Below are 23,654 nucleotides of genomic sequence, written 5' to 3'. Positions count from 1 at the left end.
CCGTCGCGGTGTCTGGCCCCCGCCCTGGCCGCCCCCCTCGTCACCCAACTGGGCGGCTACCCAACCCTCTACGCCACCTCGGCCGCCATCGCCCTCACCGGCGCCCTCCTGGTAAACCGCATCCGTGCAGTCCCCTGACCCCGGCCGAGCGGGCGGCTTGTCACTGCTGCGGGACCTGTTTGCGGGTGGTGACGGCGATGCGATTCCAGGCGTTGATGGTGAGGATGGCGGCGATGAGGTGGGCCAGTTCGGTCTCGTCGAAGTGTTCGGCGGCGCGGGCGTAGACGTCGTCGGGGACAAAGCCGTCGGTGAGGACGGTGACGGCCTCGGTGAGGGCGAGGGCGGCGCGTTCCCTCTCGGTGAAGAGCCGGCCGGTCTCCGGCCAGGCGGGGAGCAGGTTGACGCGCTGTTCGCTCTCGCCCTGGGCGCGGGCGTCCCTGGTGTGCATGTCGAGGCAGTACGCGCAGTGGTTGAGCTGGGAGGCGCGGATCTTGACGAGTTCGGCGACGACGGGGTCGAGGTGCTTGTTGGCGGCGGCGTCGAGAGTGATCATCGCCTGGTGGGCGGCGGGGGCGAGCTTGTCGAAGTCCAGGCGGGCGGTGTGCTGTTGAGTGGTTGTCGCTGTGGTCATGGCTTCGAGCTTAGGGGTGGGATGGTCTGCGGGTATGGTCCATTTCCGTGACGGGAACGTGGGCCATTCCGGCGGACGGGTGCGCGCCGGTGGGTAGTGATCTGCACCTGGAGTTGGATCGGCCGGGTGGGGTGCGGCGGTCGTTGACGGACTCGTTGCGGGAGGCCGTGCGCGGTGGGCGGTTGGCGCCGGGGACGCGGCTGCCGTCCTCCCGCTCGCTTGCCGTCGACCTCGGGGTGGCCCGCAACACGGTGGCGGAGGCGTACGCCGATCTGGTGGCGGAGGGGTGGCTGGTCGCGCGGCAGGGGTCGGGGACGCGGGTAGCCGAGCGGGCGGCGCCGGCTCCGGCGCCGAGGCCCGTCGCGGCCGTGCGGGGCAATCCGCTGCGGCGGCCGGTGACGCCCGGGCACGATCTGCTGTCCGGGCGGCCGGACGTGTCCGCGTTTCCGCGTCGGGCGTGGTTGGCGTCGACCCGGCGGGCGCTGGCGTCGGCGCCCGCCGCCGCGTTCGGATTGGGGGACGCGTTGGGGCGGCCGGAGCTGCGCGGTGCGCTGGCGGGTTATCTGGCGCGGGCCAGAGGGGTGCGTGCGGCGCCGGAGCAGGTGGTGGTGTGCGCCGGCTTCGGGGAGGTCATGGACCTGCTCGGAAGGCTGCTGGCGGGCAGCGGGACGCTGGCCGTCGAGGGGTATGGGCTGTGGCTGCACCGGGACGCGCTCGGCGCGGCGGGGTGCGACGTGCGTCCGCTGACGGTGGACGGCGGCGGGGCGTGTGTCGAGGAGCTGGGCGGCCGGGAGGACGTCGGGGCGGTGCTGCTGACACCGGCGCACCAGTACCCGCTGGGGGTGGCGCTGCGCGCCGACCGTCGTGCCGCCGTGCTGGACTGGGCCCGCACCACCGGCGGGCTGGTGCTGGAGGACGACTACGACGGCGAGTTCCGCTACGACCGGCAGCGCGTCGGCTCGCTCCAGGGGCTCGACCCGGACCGGGTGGTGTATCTGGGCACGGCGAGCAAGAGCCTCGCGCCAGGGCTGCGGCTGGCGTGGATGGTGGTGCCGGAGCGACTTGTGGGGTTGGTGCGGGACCTGCGGGTGACCAGCCGGTCCTCGACGTTGGACCAGCTGGTGCTGGCCGACTTCCTGGACACCGGCGGCTACGACCGGCATGTACGGGCGATGCGGCTGCGCTACCGGCGCCGCCGGGACCGGCTCACCTCGATGTTGGCGGAGCACGCACCGCATCTGGAGGTCCGGGGGATCAACGCCGGACTGCACGCGGTGCTGGCACTGCCGGACGGCACCGAGCGGTCCGTGGTGCGGGCGGCCGCGCGGGGCGGGCTGGCGCTGGAGGGGCTGGAACGCTTCCGGCACCCCGGGCATCCGGCCGGTGTCGGCGGGGTGCCCGCGGATGCCGTGGTGGTCGGCTACGCGGCCCCGCCGGACCACGGATACGCGGCGGCGCTGGCCGCCCTGCTCGACGCGCTGCCGGGGGTCCCGGAAGGCCGCAAGTGACCGGAGGACTGCCGTCCGCGACCAAAGCGGGGCGTTCCCGACCGTCCTGTTAGAGTGCCCGGTTGGAACCCGCCCCCCGACGGGTTTGTCGCACCCCTCCCACACCTGGTGAAGCAGATGTTTGGCATAGGCAACAGCCCCCGGTCCCGTTCCCGCAGAGCCGTCGTCGCCGGTACCGGTGCGTTCCTGCTCGCCGTGCTCGCCGGCTGCGGTTCGCAGTCCGGTGGCGAGGGCTCGGGAGGCGAGGTGACGCTGGTGGCGCCGACCTGGGTGGGCGGTCAGGCGAACGTGGCGGTCGCGGCCTATCTGCTGGAGAAGGAGCTGGGCTACCAGGTCAAGATCGAGGAGATGGACGAGGCCGAGGGCTGGAAGGCCGTCGGGGAGGGGCGCGCCGACGCCATCCTGGAGGACTGGGACCTGCCGGACCAGTACCAGGAGTGGGTCATGAAGAAGAAGACGGTCGTGCCGGCCGGCAGGCTCGGTGTGACCGGTCGCATCGGCTGGTTCGTGCCCCGCTACCTCGCGGACCGCAACCGGGACGTGCTGAGCTGGGAGAAGCTGAACAACCACGTCGAGCTGTTCGGCGGCGGTGGGGACGGCAAGGGTGTGCTGCTCCAGGGCGACCCCTCGTACAAGTCGAACGACGAGGCGATCATCAAGAACCTCGGTCTCGACTACGAGTTGAAGTACCTCGGCACCGAGGGCAAGCAGCTGAGCCACATCCGCAAGGCCGCCAAGGACCGCAAGCCCTTCCTCACCTACTGGTGGACGCCGCACTGGGTGGAGGAGGAGGTGGAGCTGGCGGAGGTCAAGCTCCCCGCCTACTACGCCGGTTGTGACGAGGAGCCGGACAAGACGCGGTGCGGCTACCCGGAGACCGACCTCCGCAAGTACCTCAACAAGGAGTTCAGCGAGGACGGCGGCAAGGCGGCCAAGTTCCTGAAGAACTTCGAGTGGGGCGCGGAGGACCAGAACGAGGTGGCCCGCCTGATCGCCGGCGAGGGCATGGACCCCAAGGAGGCCGCCGCCAAGTGGGTCGGTGAGAACGAGGGGTTGTGGCACCGCTGGCTCTGGGACCTCGACAACTGAGGCTTCCACGAGGGTGGGTGAGCGGCGCGGCGGTCTGGGACGACCGTCGCGCCGCCCGCGTTTCACGTCATGGCCGCCTGGGGGACGGGTGATCGCGCGGTGCGAGTCATGACATGCCGGTCGTGCCCGTACGCCCAGCTCAGGGAGGGGCCCTCAGACCCTTGGATGTGCTGTGCCCGAGTGACTACCATGCGCGAGTTGATCACGCCTATGGACTGAGAGGTACTCAGGATGGAGCCCGGGCCGATAGTTCCGCCCATCTTCACACCCCTCCCACCCGCGATCCACCCGCGACACGCGCAGATCGACGCGCAGACCGCGGTGTGGGCGGAGACCTTCGGTATCGGCTCGCCCCGGCTGCGGAAACGTCTTGTCACCCAGGACATCGGCACCTTCGCGGCCCGCATCCTGCCCGAGGGGCGTGAGGAGGTCGCCCGACTGCTCGCGGACTTCGTCCTGTGGCTCTTCGGGGTGGACGACGGCTACTGCGAGGAGGGCGAACTGGGGCACGACCCGGGCGAGTTGGCCGGGGCGCTGCACCGGCTGCTGCGCGTCGGGCAGAACCCGCAGGCGCCCATGCTGCTCGACGACGCGCTCGCCGACGGCCTGCGCGACCTGCGGCTGCGGGTCGACAGGTACGGCACCCCGGCCCAGACCGCCCGCTGGCTGGAGGCGCTGCGCGAGTACTTCTTCTCGGTCGTGTGGGAGGCGGCGCACCGGCGTACCGGGACCGTGCCGGACCTGAACGACTACACGCTGATGCGGCTCTACGACGGCGCCACCACCGTCGTCCTCCCGATGCTGGAACTGGGCCACGGCTACGAGCTGCGGCCCGAGGAGCGCGACGACACCGCCGTGCGGGCCGTCGCCGAGGCGGCGTCGTTTGTCATCACCTGGGACAACGACCTGTTCTCCCACCACAAGGAGAGCCGTGCCGACGGCTACTACCTGAACGTCGTCCGGGTGCTGCGGCACCACGAGGGCCTGACCGCCGACGAGGCGGTCGCCAGGGCCGTAGGCCAGAGGGACCGGGCCATGGTGCTGTTCATGCGGCTGCGGGAGCGGCTGCTGGAGAACGCGAGTCCGGAGCTGTCCCAGTACCTGGAGAGCCTGGGCCACTACATACGCGGCGCCCAGGACTGGGGCATCACCTCGCTGCGCTACACCACACCCGACGACCCGGCCCCGCTGCCGACAGTCTTCCGCGACACCCCGACCGAGGACAGCGACCAGCCGCTGGACATCCCCGCCGTCTCCTGGTGGTGGGACCTGCCGCGGAAGCAGGCGGGAACACGCGCGGGCGGCGGTGCCGGCCTGGCCACGGCCTGAGCGGGGCGGTGTGCGGAGCCGGCGCGTGAGCCCGGGCCGCACACCGCCGCGTCCTCAGGACTCCAGGACGGAGCGGAGCTGGTCGAGGCCCCAGTCCAGGTCCGCCTCGTCGATCACCAGCGGGGGAGCGATCCGGATCGTCGAGCCGTGGGTGTCCTTCACCAGGACGCCCCGGTCCATCAGCCGCTCGGAGACCTCCCGGCCGGTGCCGAAGTCGGGGGAGACGTCGACCCCCGCCCACAGGCCGCGGCCGCGTACCGCCTCGATCCGGCCGGTGTCGACGAGCTTCGCCAGCTCGGCGTGCAGGTGGTCGCCGAGCTCGGCGGCGCGCCGCTGGAACTCGCCCGAGCGCAGCATGCTGACGACCTCCAGGGCGACCGCGCAGGCCAGCGGGTTGCCGCCGAACGTCGAGCCGTGCTCGCCCGGCCGGAAGACGTCCATGACCTCCCGCGACGACACCACCGCCGAGACCGGCACCACGCCGCCGCCGAGCGCCTTGCCCAGCACGTAGACGTCCGGCACGACGCCCTCGTGCTCGCAGGCGAAGGTGGCGCCGGTGCGGCCGAGGCCGGACTGGATCTCGTCGGCCATGAACAGCACGTTCCGCGCCCGGGTCAGCTCCCGTACGCCCGGCAGGTAGCCGGGCGGCGGCACGAGCACGCCGGCCTCGCCCTGGATCGGCTCCAGCAGCACGGCGACGACGTCGTCGCCGTGCCGGTCCATCGCCGCCTCCATCGCGGCCAGGTCGCCGTAGGGCACGATCTCGAAGCCGGGGGTGTAGGGGCCGTAGTCGGCGCGGGCCTCCGGGTCGGTGGAGAAGCTGATGATCGTCGTGGTGCGGCCGTGGAAGTTGTCCGCCGCGACGATGATCTTCGCCTGGCCGTCCGGCACGCCCTTGACGCGGTAGCCCCACTTCCGGGCGGTCTTCACCGCCGTCTCGACGGCCTCGGCTCCGGTGTTCATCGGCAGCACGGCCTCCATGCCGCACAGCTCGGCCAGCTCGGTGCAGAACGCGGCGAACCGGTCGTGGTGGAAGGCCCGCGAGGTCAGCGTCAGCCGGTCGAGCTGGGCCTTGGCCGCGGTGATCAGCCGCGGGTGGCCGTGGCCGAAGTTCAGCGCCGAGTAGCCGGCGAGCAGGTCGAGGTAGCGTCGGCCCTCGACGTCGGTCATCCACGCGCCCTCCGCGGAGGCGACCACCACAGGCAGCGGGTGGTAGTTGTGCGCGGTGTGCCGGTCGGCGGCCTCGATCAGCCGCTGAGCGGTGCCCTCGGGAGCGGTGGCTCCCTTCTGCTCCGTGGCCGTCGGCTCCTCGGCGGTGGCCGGGGCGGGGGCGTTCACGGACGCGGTGCCGTCTGAAATACGGGGGGACATCGTTGTCGTGCTCCGTTCGTCTCGGCAGGCGGCGGCTGTGCTGCCGCACACACACCTCACGTTCTACCGTGCCACCCCCGCCCCGCGGCACCCCCGACGTGTGCGCGGCACCCCGACGTGCGCGCGGCACGGGCCGGAGCGGAGCTGATGCGAGAATGTCCCGCATGGCTATCGATCGTCCTCGCGTGCTGTCCGGTATCCAACCCACGGCGGGCTCGTTCCACCTGGGCAACTACCTGGGCGCGGTCCGCCAGTGGGTGTCGTTGCAGGAGACCCACGACGCGTTCTACATGGTCGTCGACCTGCACGCGATCACGGTGCCGCAGGACCCGGAGGAGCTGCGCCGCTCCAGCCGGCTCGCGGTGGCCCAGCTGCTGGCCGCCGGCCTCGACCCGGAGCGCTGCACGCTGTTCGTCCAGAGCCACGTGCCCGAGCACGCGCAGCTCGCCTGGGTGATGAACTGCTTCACCGGCTTCGGCGAGGCGTCCCGGATGACCCAGTTCAAGGACAAGTCCGCGAAGCAGGGCACCGAGGGCACCACAGTCGGTCTGTTCGCCTACCCGATCCTCCAGGTCGCCGACATCCTGCTCTACCACGCCGACCAGGTCCCCGTCGGTGAGGACCAGCGGCAGCACATCGAGCTGACCCGGGACGTCGCCGCCCGGTTCAACGGCCGTTTCGGTGAGACGTTCACCGTGCCCGCGCCGTACATCCTGAAGGAGACGGCGAAGATCTACGACCTTCAGGATCCGGCGGTGAAGATGAGCAAGTCCGCGTCCTCCCCCAAGGGCATCATCTGGCTGCTCGACGAGCCGAAGAAGACCGCGAAGAAGATCCGCAGCGCGGTCACCGACACCGGCACGGAGGTCCGCTACGACCCGGAGGGCAAGCCGGGCGTCAGCAACCTGCTCGGCATCTACTCCACTCTTACCGGTAGGAGTGTCGCCGAGCTGGAGCAGGCGTACGCCGGCAAGGGCTATGGTGCGCTCAAGACCGAGCTGGCCGACGTGGTGGTCGACTGGGTGACGCCCTTCCGTACCCGCACCGAGGAGTACATGGGCGACCCCGAGACGTTGGACGCCATCCTGGCCAAGGGTGCGGAGAAGGCACGCGCGGTCGCCGCGGAAACCCTCGCCGACGTCTACGACAAGGTGGGGTTCCTGCCGGCCAAGCACTGAGGTCCGGGCGGGCCCGGGACGGGACCGGCGGGGTCGTGTGAATCACAGCCCCGCCACCGCTCCGCCGGCGCCGGGATCACGGACACTTGCGGCAGGGCCGGAACGGGACGAGGAAGGAGACACCGTGGAGACCGTGACGCTCGGCGTGTCGATCGCCGTCCCGGAGCCGTACGGCAGCCTGCTCCAGGAGCGGCGCGTGGGCTTCGGCGACACCGCGGCACACGGCATCCCCACCCATGTCACGCTGCTGCCGCCGACCGAGGTGGCCACCGGTTCCCGGGAGCGCATCGAGGCGCACCTGGCGGCCGTCGCCGCGTCCAGCCGGTCCTTCCCGATGCGGCTCTCGGGGACCGACACCTTCCGACCGCTGTCCCCGGTGGTCTTCGTGCAGGTCGTCGAGGGCGGCGCGGCCTGCGGCTGGCTCCAGGAGCAGGTGCGCGTCAGCGACGGCCCGCTGAACCGGGAGCTGAGTTTCCCCTACCACCCGCACGTCACGATCGCCCACGGCATCGCCGACGAACTGCTCGACAAGGCGTACACCGAGCTGGCCGAGTTCGAGGCCGCCTGGACGGCCACCGGCTTCGCCCTCTACGAGCAGGGCGGCGACGGCGTCTGGCGGCTCCAGCGGGAGTACCCGTTCAGCGACGCCCCGGAGGCCGGGCCCGCGGGCGGCGACCAGGCGCCGCGTACCGGGGACGCGCCGGCCGTCGGCCCGGCCGGCCGGGCCGACGCCGCCCGGCCGTCGACGGTGGAGCGCGCCGACCGGTCCAGCGCGGCCGACCGCCCGAAGCGCCGACCGAGCCCGCCGGCCCCGCGCGCGGAGTCCGTTCCGACCGCGCCGCGCGGCGCGGTACCGGCCCAGGGCGGCGGGCTACCGTCCCAGGGCGGCGCCGTTCCTGTTCAGGGCGCTGTTCCGGCCCAGGGCGCCGTTCCGGTTCAGGGAGCCGCCGCGCCCGCCCGGCCTGTCGTGACGCCGTAGTCCGCCCGCCACCGGGTACAAACGCACGCATGGAGTGGTTGACCCGGCTTCCCGTCATCGGCCCGCTGGTCGTCCGGCTGATGCGCACGCACCTGTGGCGCGCCTACGAACGCCTGGACCAGACGCACTGGACCAGGCTGGCCGCCGCGATCACGTTCATCAGCTTCCTCGCGCTCTTCCCCATGCTGGCGCTCGGCGCCGCCATCGGCGCGGCCACGCTCAACGAGGAGCGGATGGCGCGGCTGGAGGAGTTCCTGGCCGACCAGGTGCCCGGCATCTCGGACGAGGTGGACATCCAGGGCCTGGTGGACAACGCGGGCGCGATCGGGGCCGTCGCCGCGCTCCTGCTGCTGCTCACCGGGCTCGGCTGGATCAGGTCGATGCGCGAGTGCCTGCGGGAGGTGTGGCGGCTGCCCGAGGAGGACGCCAACTTCCTGCTCGGCAAGGTCAAGGACCTCGGCATACTGGTCGGCCTCGGGCTGGTCGGTCTGCTGTCGATCGCCGGCTCCAGCTTCGCTGTGGGCGCGGTCGACTGGGCGGTCGAGCGGCTGGGCGTGGACGAGTCGGGCCTGGTGGCCTGGCTGCTGCGGATCGCGCCGGTGCTGGGTGCGGTGCTCGTGAGCGCCCTGCTGCTGGTCTACCTGCTCACCCGGGTGCCGGGTGTCCGGCCGCCGCGCCGCTCGGTCGTGGAGGCCGCGGTGATGGGCGCGGTCGGCTTCGAGGTGCTGAAGCTGCTGCTGGGCGGCTATCTGCGCGGCGTCGCCGCCAAGAGCATGTACGGGGCGTTCGGCATCCCGATCGCGCTGCTGATCTGGATCAGCCTGATGGCCCGACTGCTGTTGTTCTGCACGGCGTGGACGGCGACGGCCGAGGAGGTCGCCGGGTCGGACTCGTCGGAGGAGCCGGATGAACCGGGGGACAGCCCGCCCTTGGAGGGACGGGCCGTCTCCACGGTCAGCGGGTCCCCGCTCGGCGACGCCACGGGCGGCGGAGGCGGCGACGCGCCGCCGGGGCCCGGGTCGGTGCCGGATTCGCCGGCCGGTCCCGCTCCCGGCTCGCGGGGGCCGTCGGGTCGGTCGGGGCCGTCGGGGCCGTCGGGGAGCGGCGGCTGAGGGCCGCCGGCTGCGGCCAGCGGCGGTGGACGACGTAGCCGAGCACGGCAAGCAGAGCCAGGCTGGCGCCGGTCAGCGCGAGCGGCGTGCCGACGCTGTTGGTGCCGGTGTGCCGCCCGACGGCGATCTGCTCACCGCCGAGTGTCGTGCCGGGGGAGCCGCCGGCCTTGCCCTCCTCGCCGCCTTCGAGTCGTTCCCGCTCGGCGACCGGCGGCACGAGCTCGCCGACGGGGCGCACCTTCTCGGCGGCGGCGAAGCCCCAGTCGAAGAGCTTGGCGGTCTGCTTGTAGACGTCGTTGCGGTGGCTGTCGTCGCGGTCCCGGTCCGGGTGCATCACCGTGACCAGGAGCTTGCGGTCGCCGCGCTGGGCGATGCCGGTGAAGGTGTAACCGGCGTTGCTCGTGAAGCCGTTCTTGATGCCGGCCAGGCCCTTGTACGGGGCCAGGCGGTCTCCCGCGTAGTCGCCGCGCATCAGCCGGTTGGTGGTCTCGATGGCGAAGTGCTCCCGCTTCCCCTTCTTGTCGAAGCCGCCGGGGAACTTGGCGCGGACCGTCGCGGCGTAGGCCCGGAAGTCCGGGTTCTGCATGCCGGCGCGGGCGATCAGCGTCAGGTCGTAGGCGGAGGACGTCTGCCCGTCGGCGTCGTAGCCGTCGGGGCTGACGACATGGGTGTCCTCGGCGCCCAGTTCGCGGGCGCGGTCGTTCATCTCCCGGGCCGTCTTGGCCATGCCGCCGTTGATGGCGGCCAGGACGTGCACCGCGTCGTTGCCGGAGCGGAGGAAGACGCCGTTCCACAGGTCGTGGACGGTGTAGCTGTGGTCCTCCTTGATGCCCACCGCGCTGCTGCCCGCGCCCATGCCGGCGAGGTCCTCAGGCTGCACGGTGTACTCGAAGCCCTTCTCGTACTTGGGCAGCAGGGTTTCGGCGAAGAGCATCTTGAGTGTGGAGGCGGGGGCGAGCTTCCAGTGGGCGTTGTGTGCCGCAAGGATCTCGCCGGTCTCCGCGTCGGCCACCACCCAGGAGCGGGCGGTGACCTTCTTGGGCAGCTTGGGCGCGCCGGGCTGGAGGCTGACCTGGGTACCCGGCTGGCCGAGCCGTTCACCGCCCACTATCGACATCTGTCGGGGCGGGACGGCCTCGTCCGCGTGAGCGGGCAGGGCACCGACAAGCAGCGCCGGCACGGCCAGCGCGGTGACGACCGTCGAGGAGAAGGCGGATCTCATGACGGTATGACGAATCTGGGGCACGGTGAGAAGTTACAGCGTGGAGGGTCGGACGGGGATCCGGCGGAGCCCCGAGAGTGAAGCGCGGGGCGCCAACCGGGTAACGCCCTCGGCTTAATGGACGTATCGTCAGCCGATCGGGTTCCGTTCCGTCGGCGTGTTTGTCGGAAGTCGTCCGAAACCCGACGGTGGTTTGTCCGGATTGCGTGCAGTGCGGGTTCGGTCAGAGCCGTTCCAGCTCCCACAGCCGCCAGATGCCGCTGTTGTCCGACAGGTACTGCGTCCCGGCGATGTCCGGGATGCTCAGCACGTAGTCCTTCTTCTGCCACAGCGGGATGACCGGTACGTCGCGTGCGACCAGGTCGTGGATGCGGCGGAACTCCGTCATCACCCGTCCCCGGTCCTGGCTGCGCTGCGTCTGCCTGATCAGCCGGTCGACCGCGGCGCTGCCGTAGTCGTTGTGCAGGGCGTTGCCGGTGCCCACCAGGGCGCCGGTGTAGGTGTCGGGGTCGGGGAAGTCCGGCACCCAGCCGACGCTGTACGCGTCGTAGGCGCCCTCGGAGAACCCCTTCAGGAACTCCGTCCACTCGAAGCCCTCGGTCTTCACCCGGAAGAGTCCGGTCGCCTCCAACTGCTGCTTGATCGCCTCCGCCTCCAGCGTGGCGGTGCTGCCGCCGAGGTCGTAGGCGAGCCGGAAGGAGACGGGTGTCCGCACCTCGGCCTCGTCGAGCAGCCGCTCGGCCTGTTGCCTGCCCGGCTGCTGGTAGCGGTCGAAGAACGGTGTGCCGTGCCCGGTCATGCCCTGCGGGATGAGGGAGTACAGCGGCTCGACCGTCTTGTGGTGCACCTGGCGGCTGATCTGCTGGCGGTCGATGACGGCGGCGATCGCCCGGCGTATCGGGGCGTCGGCCACGGCGGAGGACTCGCGGGTGTTGAAGACGACCATCCGGATGTCCGTCCCGGCCTGCTCGGTCAGCTCCAGGTCCTGGTCGGACGGGTTGAGCCGGGCCAGCACCTCCGGTGGCATCTGCCCGTCGTTGACCTCGATCTCCCCGCGGTCCCACGCCTGCGCGAGCGCGGCGCCGTTGGGGTAGTAGCGGACCGTCACCGGATGCGCGGGGCGGCGCTGCGCGCCCCGGTAGTCGGGGTTGGGGGTGAGCCGGGCCAGCCGCTCGGAGCGGTACTCGGCCAGCAGGAAGGGTCCGGAGCCGACGACCCGGCCGTCGTCCGTGCGCAGGCCGTCGGCCGGGTAGGCGGTGCCGTCCACGATGGCTCCGGCGCTGCCGGCGAGCTTGAGCGGGAAGGTGGCGTCCGCCGACTTCAGCAGGAAGCTGACGACCCGTCCCTCGGTGCTGATCGACTTCAGGGTGTCGAAGAGCTTCGCCGGGCCTTGCGGGTCCTTGATCCGAACCGTTCGCTCGATCGAGTGGCGCACGTCGTCGGCGGTCATCTCGCGGCCGCTGCTGAAGCGCAGGCCCTCCCGCAGCGTGCAGCGGTAGGTGGTCAGGGCGGCGCTGGCGAACTCGCAGCTCTCGGCGGCGTCCGGGACCGGGTCGGGCGAGCCGGGCTCGAAGGTGAGCAGCCCCTGGTAGACGTTGGCGAACAGCGCCCAGGAACCGGCGTTGTACGCACCGGCCGGATCGAGGGCCGTCGGGCGACTGGTCGAGCCGACGACGATTGGCGCGTTGTCGCCGCTCCCGCCGCCGAGCAGCCGCCAGCCGCCGAAGCCCGCGGCGACCAGTACAAGGCACAGCGCCACGATCCACGGGACCCGCCCGCGCACCTTCCCCCGCACGTCCCCGCTCCTTGGTCTGTCCGATGTCACGTGGTCGAAGTGAACGCCGGTTAGCAAAGCACAGGGTGGCGCCGCTGGGCAGGGGTCCGGCGCCGGTTAATCACCTTGTGACTAAAGGGAGTTGTGTGGCGTGAAGCTGTGAAAGTGGTCGATGGAACCGGCTGTGGGTCGATATGCCCAGCTCAGCGGCGGCTACCGCGTGGTAGCGGGAGGAGCGGTAGTCGGACGGTGATGTTCGGTGACCGGACGGGCAGGGGGTGGTGTTCGGCCACCGACTCCCGTGGGGTGGTGGCCGAACACCGCCTGCTCAACCGTCGGCCAGCGGCAGCAGCTCGGGCAGTCGGCCGTCGTGCGCCAACGCCGTCTCCCGCCGCTCGTCCGGCACCGGGCCGTACGTCGTCGTGCGCGCCCGCGCCGGCCGACCGGCCGCCGTCGCGATCGCCTCCAACTCCCGGATGCTGCGGTGCGAACCGTAGGAGGACCCGGCCATCCGGGAGATGGTCTCCTCCATCAGCGTGCCGCCGAGATCGTTGGCGCCCGAACGCAGCATCTCCGCCGCGCCCTCCGCGCCGAGCTTCACCCAGCTCGTCTGGATGTTGGTGATGTGCGGGTGCAGCAGCAGCCTGGCCATGGCGGTGACCGCCCGGTTGTCGCGGTGCGTCGGCCCCGGGCGGGCGATGCCGGCCAGGTAGACCGGCGCGTTGGTGTGCACGAACGGCAGCGTCACGAACTCCGTGAAGCCGCCCGTCTCCTGCTGCACCCGGGCCAGCGTGCGCAGGTGCCCGAGCCAGTGCCGGGGCTGGTCGACGTGGCCGTACATCATCGTGGAGCTGGACCGCAGGCCCAGCCGGTGCGCGGCCGTCACCACCTCGATCCAGGTCGCCGTCGGCAGCTTCCCCTTCGTGAGCACCCAGCGCACCTCGTCGTCGAGGATCTCGGCGGCGGTGCCCGGGATCGAGTCCAGACCGGCCTCCTTCGCGGCGGCCAGCCACTCCGGGATCGACAGACCCGTCCGGGAAGCCCCGTTGACCACCTCCATCGGGGAGAACGCGTGGACGTGCATCCCCGGTACCCGCTCCTTGACCGCCCGCGCGATGTCGAAGTAGGCGGTCCCCGGCAGGTCGGGATGGATGCCGCCCTGCATGCACACCTCCACCGCGCCGACCTGCCAGGCCTGTTCGGCCCGGTCGGCGACCTGGGAGAGCGAGAGCGTGTACGCGTCGGCGTCCGTGCGGCGCTGCGCGAAGGCGCAGAAGCGGCAGCCCGTGTAGCAGACGTTGGTGAAGTTGATGTTCCTGGTGACGATGTAGGTCACCTCGTCGCCGACCACGTCGCGGCGCAGCTCGTCGGCGATGCGGCACAGCGCGTCCAGCGCCGGTCCGTCCGCGTGCAGCAGCGACAGCGCCTGGTCGTCGGTGAGCCGTTCCGGGTCGTCGGCGGCCTGCGACAGCGCCTCCCGTACGTCGCCGTCCAGCCGGTCCGGGGCCATGCCGGGGGCCGCCCGCTCGCGCAGCGCCGACCAGTCGCCGTAGACGGAGTCGAAGTCGCCGCGCCGGTCGTCCGTGCGGCCCTCGGTGTCGACGGCGCGGTGCAGATCGGTACGGCCCCGGCCGGTGAACACCTCGTCCGGTTCCTGCCATGGCAGCCCGGCCGGCCGCGCGTCCTCCCGCGCCAGCCCGCTCGCCGGATCGGCGAGCGCCCGCACGTGCGGCAGCAGCCGGGGATCGAGCCACGCCTCGCCGCGCGCCAGGAACTCCGGATAGATAGTGAGGCGTTCCCGCAGCTCGAAGCCGGAGTCGGCGGTCCGCGCGGCGAGTTCGTCGACGGCCGGCCACGGCCGCTCCGGATTGACGTGGTCCGGGGTGAGCGGGGAGACCCCGCCCCAGTCGTCGATACCGGCGTCGATCAGCAGCGCGTACTCCTCGTCCACCAGGTTCGGCGGCGCCTGCACCCGGGCCGAGGGGCCGAGCACGATCCGCGCCACCGCGACGGCTGCCGCCAGCTCCGCCGCCTCGGCGTCCGGCATCCGCCGCATCGCCGTGTCCGGCTTGGCCCGGAAGTTCTGGACGATCACCTCCTGCACGCCCTGGTACAGGCGCTGCACGCGGCGGATCGCCAGCAGCGACTCCGCGCGCTCCTCGTAGCTCTCCCCGATGCCGATCAACACCCCCGTGGTGAAGGGCACGTTGGAGCGGCCGGCGTCCTCCAGGGCCCGCAGCCGCACGGCCGGTTCCTTGTCCGGTGAACCGTGGTGCGGTCCGCCCGGCTCGGACCACAGCCGGGTCGCGGTCGTCTCCAGCATCATTCCCATCGAGGGCGCCACCGGGCGCAGCCGCTGGAGCTCCGCCCAGCTGAGCACCCCGGGGTTGAGGTGCGGCAGCAGGCCCGTCTCCTCCAGCACCCGGATCGCCATCGCCCGTACGTAGGCCAGGGTGCTGTCGTAGCCGTGCGCGTCCAGCCACTCCCGGGCCTCGGGCCAGCGGTCCTCCGGCCGGTCGCCGAGGGTGAACAGCGCTTCCTTGCAGCCGAGTTCGGCCCCCCGGCGGGCGATGTCCAGCACCTCGTCCGGGGAGAGGTACATGCCGTGCCCGGCGCGCCGCAGCTTTCCCGGCACGGTGACGAAGGTGCAGTAGTGGCAGCGGTCCCGACAGAGCCGGGTGAGCGGGACGAACACCTTGCGGGAGTAGGTGAGCACGCCGGGTCGGCCCACCTCCCGCAGTCCCGCGTCCCGCAGTCGGGCCGCCACGGCCGACAGTCGGGTCAGATCGTCCCCCCGGGCCTGGAGCAGCACCGCCGCCTCGGCCGTGTCCAACGTGACGCCGTCGGCGGCCCGGCGCAGCGCGCGACGCATCGCGTTGGCCGTGGGTACCTGCGCGTGTGAGGTCATCCGTCGAGCGTACGCGGCGGACATGACAGCGCCGGCCGGACCGGGTCGGTCCGACCGGCGCTCACCGCCTCACGGGTCGTCGGGCGCGGGAGTGTCAGCCCACCCGGGCCAGCCGCGCGCCGGAGCCCGGCTCGACCAACTCGCCGTCCAGCGCCACCGGGACCTTCACCTGGCCCTGCCCGGCGCCCACGGTGAGCGTGCCCACCTCCGTGCCCTTCGGCGCCTCGCCCGGCACGCCGTCGCTGCCCTCGGACAGCGCGATCCGCACCTTCAGCCCCGACCAGCCGACGGCCTTCACGTCCTTGGTCACCACCACGTCCGTCCGGCCGCCGAGCCCGTCGTCGACGACACCGACGACCGTGCCCTTCTTGATCACCGTCTCCGACTCCAACGCCTCCTGCGCGGAGAGGATCAGCTCCTTCGCGGCCGCCAGCACCGAGTCGATGATCGGCGGCTGGTGCTGGGACAGCACGGCGCCGATGATCAGCTGCTTGGTGCCGCCGATCTCCTTCTCGGCGGCGAAGAGCAGGTTGCCGCCGGCGGCCGTGGTCGTGCCGGTCTTGATGCCGATCGTCCCGAACAGCGGGACCAGGCGGTTCCAGTTGTCCTGCTTCTTGCCGTTGCGGTCCACGTAGGACGGCAGGCGGACGGACTCCCGGAACGCCGGCAGCTTCATCGCGGCGCGACCGAGCTTCACCTGGTCCTCCGCGGTGCTCACGGTCTCCTTGAGCAGCCCGCTCGGATCGGTGTAGGTCGTGTTCCTCATACCCAGCTCGTCGGCGGTGGCGTTCATCTTCTCGACGAACTTCTCCTCCGAGCCGGAGTCCCAACGGGCCACGAGGCGGGCCACGTTGTTGGCCGACGCGATCATGATCGCGTTCAGCGCCTCCCGCTGGGTGAGGGTCTCGCCCTCCTTCACGTCGACGGTCGACTCGCCCTGGGCGCTCAGCCCCGCGTCGTCCTCGGCCTTCCTGTCGACGGGGATCTTCTTGCCGTCCTCACCCTCCTTCATCGGGTGGTCGCGCAGGAGGAGGTAGGCCGTCATCGTCTTCGCCACACTGGCGATCGGCACGGGCTTCTGCTCGCCGGACGTGCCGAACGAGCCCAGGCCCTCCACCCCGAGCGCCGCCTGCCCCGAATCCGGCCAGGCGATGGTCGGCTTGCCGCCGTCGAAGACGTGAGTCGGGGAGGCCGTCAGCTCCAGCGCGGGCGCCGGCAGCGGACGCAGCAACTGCACCGAGACGAAGACCAGCACCAGCAGCAGGACCAGCGGCGTCCAGATCTTCACCCGGCGAACCACCGTACGAAGCGGGGTCTCCGGCGGCGCGGGCTTGTTCGTCAGCTGCGCGAGCAGGTCGATCGCCCGCTGGCCGGGCACCGGCGGCAGCGGCTGCTGCCGGGTGGCGTCGGCCTCCGGTACGGGCGGCCCCGGAGGGGGCGGCGTGGGGCGCGCGGTGGGCGCCGGCGGTGGGTCGTCCGAGGAGCGGAGCGGGACGAACTCGCTGCGGAGCGCCTGCGTCCGCACGGCCTCCGGCTCGTCGCCGGCGGGCTTGGCGGGGCCTGCCGCGGACTTGTCGCTGTCGGTGCCGGGCTTCGAGTTGTCGGCGTCGGGCTTGGCGTCGTCGGCCTTCGACTCGTCCGGCTTCGCCGGGGGCTTGTCGGCGCGGGCGCGGGCGACGTCCGTGCGGAGCACGGTCGTACGGTCGCCGCTGTCCTCCGCCTCGGGCTCGTCCGACTCCCGTGTGCCCGCCTCCGGCTCGTCCCGGTCCTCCGGCTCGTCCCGGTCCTGCGGCGCGGGCTCCTCGGCCGGGCCCTCGGGGGCCGCGTCGGTCGGCTCGTCGGCAACGGGCTCGTCGGCGCTTGGCTCGTCGGCAACGGGCTCGTCGGCGATCGGGGCCTCAGCGGTCGGCGTGGCGTCGGCCGGCTCGTCGGCGGGTTCCCTCTCGGGCACCTTCTCCTCGGAGGGCTCTTCCGCCGGGGCGGCGGCCGCTATGCGGTCCTCGGGGTCCTCGGGGTCCTCGGGGCCCTCGGGGTCCTCCGGGTTCTCGGGGTCCTCCGGGGCGCCCGAGTCCCCGCCGGACGGCGTACGCGCGCCGCTGAACGCCATACGCGGGTCGGGCGCCGCTACCGCGACCCGCTCCTCGGGAACCGCCACCTCGTCCGGTGACGTCTCCCCCGACGACCGCTGCTGCTCCGACCTCTCGGGGGACTCGCCCGCCACCGTGCCTCCTGTTTGTGCTGCCGTACCCGATATCAGTTAACAGTGTCCTCGCACCGCGCCCCTGGGCAGGTGCCGAGAGGCCCCGGAAGGGGCTCCCTGGTTGCCAGACGGTAACGACATACCCGGCGGTTCCATACATTTCGCCCAGGCACTCTCGACAGAACAATGTGAGAGGGGTCACCCTGTCATTCATCCACGCGGGGAGGCATGGATGGGCAGGAGCCGCAGAACAATTCCGGAGGAGCTTCTGTTGCTCGCCCTGGACCCGGCAACGGGTACCACGGCGCAGCCGCAGTCGCTCGACCTCGGTCTCGCCGGGGCCCAGCTAGTGGAGCTGGCCCTCGCGGGGCGGATAGCCCCTGACGGGGATCGCATAGCCGTGGTGCTGCCACGGCCGACGGGAGATCCGACTCTGGACTCCGCGCTCGAGCTGCTGCGCAGGCGCGGCAGTCCGGTGCGCGCGGTCCACTGGATAGGCGGGCCCAGGCTTGGGCTCCGTCAGACGTACCTGTCACACCTGGAGCGCTGCGGCATGGTCCATGCCGTCAACGGCCAGATGTGCGGGGTTCTGCCGACGACTCGCTACCAGGCGACGGACACGGCGGTGAGCCGGGAGATCAGGGCCCGGCTCGATTCGGCGATCCGCACCGGTGTACCGCCGGACCCGCGGACCGCGGCGCTCGCCGCGCTGGCCCACGCGGTCGGCCTCGGCAAGCACCTCTACCCGGGCAACGAGGGGCGCAGCTGTCGCTCGCGGCTGCGGGACCTCATCAGGCACGACCCGATGGGCGGCCTGGTCGCCCACGCGGTGATGGACGTCCAGAACGGCGTGGCGGCGCAGCCCAGGCGCGCCGCGGCCGGTGCGCGGGCCGCCGCGCCAAGGGCGGCGGCCGCGACCGCGGCGCCCGCCCGCCCGGTGGCGGGCTCGGCGTACCGGCACGGCGGGATGGCCAGGGCGGGAGCCCGCTGAGACAACCCGTCCGCCGGGTGAGCGCCCGACGGACGGCACCGGACCTCCGGGAGCCGTGAGGCGGGGTGGCGGCGGGGCGGCGCAGGACGGCGCCGCCCCGCCGCCACCCCATGCCCGCGTACGCGCACGCCGAGCGGTGGCATTCCGCGCAAAGCCGGGACGACCGCGCGCCGGTGGTGGCACTCTGCTGAACGGTAATCAACTCACAGCAGTGGAGGTGTGCGCTCCGTGGCGTCACATGTCAACCCCACCGTAAGAAGGCGCCGGCTGGGCATGGAGCTGCGCAGGCTCCGCGAGGAGAAGGGCATGACGGCCGAGGAGGTCGCCGAGCGCCTGCTGGTCTCCCAGTCCAAGATCAGCCGGCTGGAGAACGGCCGCCGCAGCATCAGCCAGCGGGACGTACGCGATCTGTGCGGCGTCTACGAGGTGTCGGACCCGAGAGTCGTCGACTCGCTGATGCAGATGGCCAAGGAGTCCCGCCAGCAGGGGTGGTGGCACGCCTTCGGCGACATCCCGTACAGCGTCTACATCGGTCTGGAGACCGACGCGGCCTCGCTGCGGATCTACGAGCCGCAGATCGTGCCCGGCCTGCTCCAGACGCAGGACTACGCGGAGGCGGTCATCGCCGGCGCGCTGCCCGAGGCGTCGCCGGAGGAGTGGGAGAAGCGGGTGCGGGTCAGGATGCGCCGCCAGCAGCGCATCTCCTCACCGGAGAAGCCGCTGCGGCTGTGGGCGGTGCTGGACGAGGCCGCGCTGCGTCGGGTGGTGGGCGGTCGGCAGACGATGATCGCGCAGTTGGAGCACCTGGTGGAGCTGTCCCAACTGCCGCATGTCACCGTGCAGGTCATGCCGTTCGAGCTGGGCGCGCACCCCGGGGTGAACGGGCAGTACGCGGTGCTGGAGTTCCCGGACACGGCGGACTCCACGGTGGTCTACCTGGAAGGCGTCACCAGCGACCTCTACCTGGAGAAGGCCGGCGACGTGCAGAGCTACACCGTCATGTACGAGCACCTGCGGGCGCAGGCGCTCAATCCGGACCAGAGCCGGGACTTCATCGTGAAGGTGGCCAAGGACTACGCCAGGGAGACCGGCTGAGCCCCGAGGGTGCGGAAAGGTACACCCGGGCACGCCTGTTGGGAAGAGCCCACTGGAATATGCCATCCGGTCGAGTGAACGACCCGCGCGGGCCGATGCGTCGGCAAGTAGCGTCGATTGTGTGCCAGTCAGATCGCTGGCATCTCCCGACAAGTTCGCGCGGCAGCGCTGAGGAAGACCGGAGCACAACATGGCGATTCAGCAGGGCAAGACCGACAACTGGGTGAAGTCCTCCTACTCGGGCGGCAACGGCGCCTGCGTGGAGATCAAGGCCCCCACCCTCACCGCCGTCGCGGTGCGGGACTCCAAGAACCCGAGCGGCCCCGCCATCGGTTTCGAGCCGTCCGCCTGGACCGCGTTTGTCGGTGCCGTCGACAGCGGGGACCTCGTCCGCGACTGACCGCACCGCCCGCCGAGGTCCGGCCGCCGGCCGGTGACACAAGACCCGGCCGCGCCCAGAGCCCTCTCGACCGACCCGCCGTCTTGGCCGAGGGGGCTCGGCGCTGCCCCGGCCGGTGGACCCGGATGCGTATCCTGAGCCGCATGACGTTCCGGCGCGGTGGCGGCAGCAGCGCGCACAGGCTTCTGGCCCTGTGCGCGCTGCTGCTGTTGCTGCTCGGCGCGCAGTCCGCCCCGGCGGCCTCCGCCGACCGGACGGCGGCGGTTCCGTCGGCGTCGGTGGCGTCGCCGACGCCGGTGGAGTCGCCGGCGACGGCGGAACGGACCGGCGACGACCCCCATCGATGCTCCGGCCGGGACGACGCGCCGCGTCCGCTGCTCGCGCCGAGCCACCGCCCGGAACCGCTGGGCACCCCGGTGACCAGCGGCGCCCCCGAACCGGCCGACGTCCGCTGCCGCGCGGCTTCCGACGCCCTCGCCTCCCAGCGCCCCGGCGTCCCCGTCGAACTCCTCGAACTCTCCGTCCTGCGGATCTAGGGCCGCTGTCCGCGCCGGGACCCGCCGTTCTCCAGTACCGGTGTGGCGCTCCCGGCGTCGTTCACGCTCGCCCTCTCCCGATCCCTTTGCCGGCCGCAGCGCGCGTCGGCGCCCTGGAGTTCCCATGTCGAAGAAGTCCGCCAAGGCCACCGGGCCGCAGAAGCTGACCGCCGTCGTGCTGGTGGCCGTGTTGGCCGTCGCCGCCGTGCTGGCGTCCGTCTCCGCCTTCGGCCGCCCCGACTCGCCGCCCTCGGCGGAGGCCGGGAACGGCACGTCCGCCGCCGGCGACCAACGGAGTCCGGACGCCGACCTGTTGGCGCTCGCCCGGCGGGAGAAGGGCGACCCCTACGCGCTCGGTCGGGCGGACGCCCCCGTGGTGATGATCGAGTACTCGGACTTCCAGTGCCCCTACTGCGGCAGGTTCGCCCGGGAGACCAAGCCGGAGCTGGTGAAGAAGTACGTCGACACGGGCGTGCTGCGCATCGAGTGGCGGCAGTTCCCGATCTTCGGGGCGGAGTCCGACCGGGTGGCCAGGGCCTCGTACGCGGCCGGCCAGCAGGGCCGCTTCTGGGAGTTCCACGACCTCGTGTTCGCCGAGGAACGCCCGAAGAACTCCGGCGCGTTCGTACAGCGCAAGCTCGAGGAGATGGCCGAGCGGGCGGGTGTGAAGGACCTGGCCGCGTTCCGCAGCGACATGCGCGGCCCGGACGCCACCGCCGCCGTCGGCGCCGACCGCAACGAGGGGCAGGCGCTCGGCGTCTCCAGCACGCCGGCGTTCCTGATCAACGGCACGCCCGTCCTGGGTGCCCAGTCCGCCGAGTACTTCGGCAAGGCGATCGAGCAGGCCAGGGCGCGGGCCGAGGCGGCGCGCTGATGGCCGAGGTCGGCTACCTGACGGCGTTGCTCGGCGGCCTGCTGGCGCTGCTCAGCCCGTGCAGCGCGCTGCTGCTACCCGCCTTCTTCGCCTACGCCTTCGCCACTCCCGGCAGGCTGCTGGCTCGGACGGCGGCGTTCTGGGTGGGGCTGTGCGTCACGCTGGTGCCGCTCGGGGTGGCCGGTTCGCTGGCCGGGAGCCTGCTCACCCGGCACCGGGAGACGCTGGTCGCGGTGGGCGGCTGGGCGGTGATCGGGTTCGGACTGGCCCAGATGCTCGGTCTCGGCTTCGGTTCGCGGCGGATGGCCGAGGCGGCCGCCCGGCTGCGTCCGTCCTCCGTCCTGTCGGTGGCGCTGCTCGGCGCGGTGTACGGGCTGGCGGGCTTCTGCGCGGGTCCGATCCTGGGCGGCATCCTGATGATCTCTGCCCTGCACGGTTCGCCCGCGTACGGCGGGGTGCTGCTGGCCGTCTACGCCTTGGGCATGGCGGCGCCGCTGTTTGTCCTCGCGCTGCTGTGGGAGCGGTTCGACCTGGGGCGGCGGCGCCTGCTGAGGGGGCGGGAACTGAAGCTGGGACGGCTGCGGCTGCACACGACGTCGCTGCTGTCCGGCCTGCTCTTCGTGGCCGTCGGCGGCATCTTCCTGACAACCGGAGGTACGGCCTCGCTGAGCGCGCCGCTCGGAGTGGACCAGGAGGCCCGCCTGGAGGAGTGGGTTCTCACGCTCGGTGACGGAGTCTCGGACGTGATGCTGCTGATCCCGCTCACGCTGCTGGTCGCGGGCGCCCTGCTGTGGCGGCTGCGGCGGGGGAGCACGGCGGCGGCCGAAGAGCCGGAGGGGGAGCCGGCGGCCGACTCCGACCGGGAGGGCGGGGCCGACCGGCCGACCGGCACAACGGCGAAGGCCCGGCTCGGTCCATCGGACCGCACCGGGCCAACTCCCCCGTAACGAAAGGCACTTCGTACGAACCCCCGTGGCCGTACGCGTGTGCCGTCAATTTCGTTTTACGTGCCATGGAGAGGGTACGGCCTGGGTGGGCCCCCTTGTCAAGATGGTTTTATGGTGACCAGGCTGACCTACGGGTGCGTAAACTTCGTTTGACAGTCGTCGCGGTTGACCGCCCGTGACGCCGATGACAGGGGGTGATGAGGTGACCAGGGGGACACCCGCGACCGGGCGCACGATCGCGGAGAAACTCGATCACCTGATCAGGTCGGTGCATCCGGCCGACCGGGGGCCGCTCAGCTATATGGAGATCGCCGAGGCGATTCGGGAGAAGGCCGGGCCCGACGGGCCGACGGTCTCCCACGCGACCATCCAGAAGATCCGCAAGGGCGAGATCACCGACCCCAAGGTCAGTACGCTCACCGTGATCGCCGGCTTCTTCGGCGTGCCGGTCGCCTACTTCCTCGACGACACCGTCGCCGAACGCGTCGACGCGAAGATCGCGAAGGTCAAGGAGCGGGTGGCGCTGAGCCGGGCGCAGCAGGAGCTCGTCGAAGCCCTGCGGGACAGCGACGTACGGGACGTGGCCGTGCGGATGAACGGCCTGTCCGTCGGCAGCCTGCACGCCATCCGCGGAGTCATCGAGCAGGCACGCAGGTTGGAGGGACTTCCCGATCCGGCCGAGGAACGGGAATGACAACTGTTATCGGGAATTCACCGACAATTCCCGACTCGGCGCCCGCGTAATACACTTCCGGCCACTTTGGTGCGGATGGACCGGGAATCCGCGCTGAGCGTTTGGGCAACGGCCCCCGGAGCTGCTTAACTACGGCTCCGAAGGAGACCGCATGTCCAAGACGAGTCGCCGCGCCCGTTGCGAGGCCGTCGCCGACCAACTCGACATACCTCGCCCGTTCGACCTCGACGCGCTCTGCGCGCGTATCGCCGCCGGGCGCGGGCGACCCCTGCGACTCGTCCCGCTCGACGGGGTGCCGGACGTCGCCATGCCGTGCGGCGTGTGGGTGGCCACCAGCACGACCGACCTGATCTTCTACGAGCCGGCGACCAGCTCTGTCCACAAGCTGCACATCGTGCTGCACGAGATCGCCCATCTGCTGCTCGGCCACGGCGCCACCGACCGGGAGCGCCCCGCCTACGCCGAACGTCTACTCACCGGCACCGGCACGGGCACCGGCACAGACACCGGAGACGAAGCCGCCGTCCGGCCCGCCGGAGCCGAGGACCTGGCGGGACTCGACGAGGACGACGAACTCGACCTGGGCCAACTCCTCCACGTACTCGGTCGCACCAGCTACACGGACGCCGAGGAGCGCGACGCCGAACTGCTCGCCACCATCCTCAGCGACCGCGCGCTCAGCGCCGACGCCACACCCAGCCGCTCGGAGGAGGCCGCCGGCGTCCTCGACCGCCTCAACGACGCATTCGGCCACCGCGGACGGCGATGAGCGGCCCCCCGACGACCCTCCGGGCAGCTGCCCCGCCCGTACCGAAC

The 23,654-nt window shown here is 71.9% G+C and carries 18 protein-coding genes and 2 pseudogenes; 14 read left to right on the top strand and 6 right to left on the bottom strand.

Going from position 1 to position 23,654, the window contains the following annotated elements; genetic code table 11:
- Positions 1-160: 160 nt before the first annotated feature.
- Positions 161-631 carry a carboxymuconolactone decarboxylase family protein gene (locus tag FNX44_RS07470; protein ID WP_143647187.1) on the bottom strand — a complete coding sequence of 157 codons (471 nt, stop codon included), beginning with the start codon at positions 629-631 and terminating at the stop codon, positions 161-163.
- A gap of 89 nt (positions 632-720) precedes the next feature.
- Between FNX44_RS07470 and pdxR the strand changes: the two genes are divergently transcribed.
- The 3 genes from pdxR (at position 721) to FNX44_RS07455 (ending at position 4,557) form a co-directional block, all read left to right on the top strand.
- Positions 721-2,139, top strand: coding sequence for a MocR-like pyridoxine biosynthesis transcription factor PdxR (gene pdxR / locus FNX44_RS07465; protein ID WP_143647186.1), 1,419 nt, complete (start codon positions 721-723; stop codon positions 2,137-2,139).
- A gap of 117 nt (positions 2,140-2,256) precedes the next feature.
- Positions 2,257-3,228 (top strand): glycine betaine ABC transporter substrate-binding protein, encoded by a 972-nt coding sequence (locus FNX44_RS07460; RefSeq protein WP_143647190.1) that lies wholly within the window; start codon positions 2,257-2,259, stop codon positions 3,226-3,228.
- 231 nt (positions 3,229-3,459) lie between these two features.
- Positions 3,460-4,557 carry a selina-4(15),7(11)-diene synthase gene (locus tag FNX44_RS07455; RefSeq protein WP_143647185.1) on the top strand — a complete coding sequence of 366 codons (1,098 nt, stop codon included), beginning with the start codon at positions 3,460-3,462 and terminating at the stop codon, positions 4,555-4,557.
- Between the two features lie 54 nt (positions 4,558-4,611).
- On the opposite strand, the gene rocD is transcribed toward FNX44_RS07455, so the two are convergent.
- A complete protein-coding gene (gene rocD, locus FNX44_RS07450; RefSeq protein ID WP_143647184.1) occupies positions 4,612-5,928 on the bottom strand; it encodes an ornithine--oxo-acid transaminase in 1,317 nt (438 codons plus the stop codon).
- A gap of 164 nt (positions 5,929-6,092) precedes the next feature.
- Here rocD and trpS point away from each other — a divergent pair, with 164 nt between their 5' ends.
- The 3 genes and pseudogenes from trpS to FNX44_RS07435 all read left to right on the top strand — a co-directional run.
- On the top strand, positions 6,093-7,106 hold the full coding sequence (gene trpS, locus FNX44_RS07445; protein WP_143647183.1) for a tryptophan--tRNA ligase: 1,014 nt from the start codon (positions 6,093-6,095) through the stop codon (positions 7,104-7,106).
- Between the two features lie 124 nt (positions 7,107-7,230).
- Positions 7,231-7,821 (top strand): annotated as a pseudogene (locus FNX44_RS28825) (2'-5' RNA ligase family protein); the annotation flags it as partial.
- Between the two features lie 293 nt (positions 7,822-8,114).
- A pseudogene (locus FNX44_RS07435) lies at positions 8,115-8,978 on the top strand (YihY/virulence factor BrkB family protein); the annotation flags it as partial.
- Between the two features lie 61 nt (positions 8,979-9,039).
- Here the strand turns inward: FNX44_RS07435 and FNX44_RS07430 are convergent.
- The 4 genes from FNX44_RS07430 to FNX44_RS07415 all read right to left on the bottom strand — a co-directional run bounded on the left by FNX44_RS07430 (position 9,040) and on the right by FNX44_RS07415 (position 17,322).
- Positions 9,040-10,419, bottom strand: coding sequence for a D-alanyl-D-alanine carboxypeptidase family protein (locus FNX44_RS07430; protein WP_228449724.1), 1,380 nt, complete (start codon positions 10,417-10,419; stop codon positions 9,040-9,042).
- A gap of 223 nt (positions 10,420-10,642) precedes the next feature.
- Positions 10,643-12,214, bottom strand: coding sequence for an ABC transporter substrate-binding protein (locus tag FNX44_RS07425; RefSeq protein WP_323369109.1), 1,572 nt, complete (start codon positions 12,212-12,214; stop codon positions 10,643-10,645).
- 307 nt (positions 12,215-12,521) lie between these two features.
- Positions 12,522-15,101, bottom strand: a complete 2,580-nt coding sequence (locus FNX44_RS07420; RefSeq protein WP_143647181.1) for a bifunctional FO biosynthesis protein CofGH — start codon at positions 15,099-15,101, stop codon at positions 12,522-12,524.
- Positions 15,102-15,195: 94 nt separating this feature from the next.
- Positions 15,196-17,322, bottom strand: a complete 2,127-nt coding sequence (locus FNX44_RS07415) for a D-alanyl-D-alanine carboxypeptidase (RefSeq protein ID WP_143647180.1) — start codon at positions 17,320-17,322, stop codon at positions 15,196-15,198.
- 211 nt (positions 17,323-17,533) lie between these two features.
- Here FNX44_RS07415 and FNX44_RS07410 point away from each other — a divergent pair, with 211 nt between their 5' ends.
- The 8 genes from FNX44_RS07410 to FNX44_RS07375 all read left to right on the top strand — a co-directional run bounded on the left by FNX44_RS07410 (position 17,534) and on the right by FNX44_RS07375 (position 23,607).
- Entirely contained in the window at positions 17,534-18,292 is a 759-nt protein-coding gene (locus FNX44_RS07410) for a GOLPH3/VPS74 family protein (protein ID WP_143647179.1), read from the top strand.
- Between the two features lie 228 nt (positions 18,293-18,520).
- Positions 18,521-19,387: a helix-turn-helix domain-containing protein gene (locus tag FNX44_RS07405; protein ID WP_143647178.1), complete on the top strand. Its 867-nt coding sequence runs from the start codon at positions 18,521-18,523 to the stop codon at positions 19,385-19,387.
- A gap of 190 nt (positions 19,388-19,577) precedes the next feature.
- The gene (locus tag FNX44_RS07400; protein WP_143647177.1) at positions 19,578-19,787 is read left to right on the top strand and encodes a DUF397 domain-containing protein; all 210 of its coding nucleotides are present in this window, start codon (positions 19,578-19,580) and stop codon (positions 19,785-19,787) included.
- Positions 19,788-19,930: 143 nt separating this feature from the next.
- A complete protein-coding gene (locus FNX44_RS07395) occupies positions 19,931-20,323 on the top strand; it encodes a hypothetical protein (RefSeq protein ID WP_143647176.1) in 393 nt (130 codons plus the stop codon).
- 124 nt (positions 20,324-20,447) lie between these two features.
- The gene (locus FNX44_RS07390) at positions 20,448-21,197 is read left to right on the top strand and encodes a DsbA family protein (RefSeq protein ID WP_143647175.1); all 750 of its coding nucleotides are present in this window, start codon (positions 20,448-20,450) and stop codon (positions 21,195-21,197) included.
- A complete protein-coding gene (locus tag FNX44_RS07385; protein WP_407699213.1) occupies positions 21,197-22,144 on the top strand; it encodes a cytochrome c biogenesis CcdA family protein in 948 nt (315 codons plus the stop codon). Before FNX44_RS07390 ends, FNX44_RS07385 begins: the two co-directional genes overlap by 1 nt.
- 184 nt (positions 22,145-22,328) lie before the next feature.
- Complete coding sequence (locus FNX44_RS07380) at positions 22,329-22,838, top strand: helix-turn-helix transcriptional regulator (RefSeq protein ID WP_143647174.1); 510 nt, start codon at positions 22,329-22,331, stop codon at positions 22,836-22,838.
- Positions 22,839-22,989: 151 nt separating this feature from the next.
- Positions 22,990-23,607 carry a hypothetical protein gene (locus FNX44_RS07375; protein WP_143647173.1) on the top strand — a complete coding sequence of 206 codons (618 nt, stop codon included), beginning with the start codon at positions 22,990-22,992 and terminating at the stop codon, positions 23,605-23,607.
- Positions 23,608-23,654 lie beyond the last annotated feature (47 nt).

The organism is Streptomyces alkaliterrae (assembly GCF_007097205.2).
GTDB classification, from domain to species: Bacteria; Actinomycetota; Actinomycetes; order Streptomycetales; family Streptomycetaceae; genus Streptomyces; species Streptomyces alkaliterrae.
Note: the sequence above shows the minus strand (reverse complement) of the source record. Positions and strands in the feature narration are given on the sequence as shown.